Genomic DNA, 561 nt, shown 5'->3' with positions numbered 1-561 from the left:
CCGGCGATGATCGAGCCGGCCACGTAGATGACCAGGGATATCTGGACGAGCGCCTTCTTGCTCATCAGGTCGGACAGCTTGCCCCACAGGGGCACGGAGGCGGTCATCGCCAGCAGGGCCGCGGTGACGACCCAGGTGTACGCGGACTGGCCGCCGCCGAGGTCCTTGATGATCGTCGGCAGTGCGTTGGTGACGATCGTGGAGGACAGGATGGCGGCGAACAGGCCCAGCAGCAGGCCGGAGAGCGCCTCCATGATCTGGCGGTGGGTCATCGGGGCGTCGCCCGCCGAGGAGCCTCCCCCGTGCTTGGCGTGAGCCCGCACACCGGCTGGTGTGGTCGTTGCCATGGGCTTCCTTTTCTTACGTGCTTGCGGGTGTACGGGTGGTCTCTTCGACTACGGGGGTGGGCGGCCGGGCCGCGGGGGTCCGGCAGTCGCCGAACGACGAGCGCAGGCGGGTCATCAGCCGTATGAGCTGGCCGACCTCGTCGTCGGTCCAGTCACCGAGCCGCTCGGCGAGCAGCTGAGAGGTCCGCCGGGACAGCTCGTCCAGCTGCGCCTG

Annotated in this window: 1 protein-coding gene and 1 pseudogene; both read right to left on the bottom strand. The window is 69.0% G+C overall.

Translation table 11 applies throughout. From position 1 onward, the window contains the following. Positions 1–272 (bottom strand): MFS transporter (locus tag CCN72_RS40885; RefSeq protein WP_483027283.1); only part of this gene is annotated, 272 nt, incomplete at its 3' end. Between the two features lie 88 nt (positions 273–360). Next, a pseudogene (locus CCN72_RS40880) lies at positions 361–561 on the bottom strand (MarR family transcriptional regulator); the annotation flags it as partial.

This window comes from Streptomyces murinus (assembly GCF_002154555.1).
In the GTDB taxonomy this organism is placed as follows: Bacteria; Actinomycetota; Actinomycetes; order Streptomycetales; family Streptomycetaceae; genus Streptomyces; species Streptomyces murinus.
This window is presented reverse-complemented; position numbering and strand designations above follow the sequence as displayed.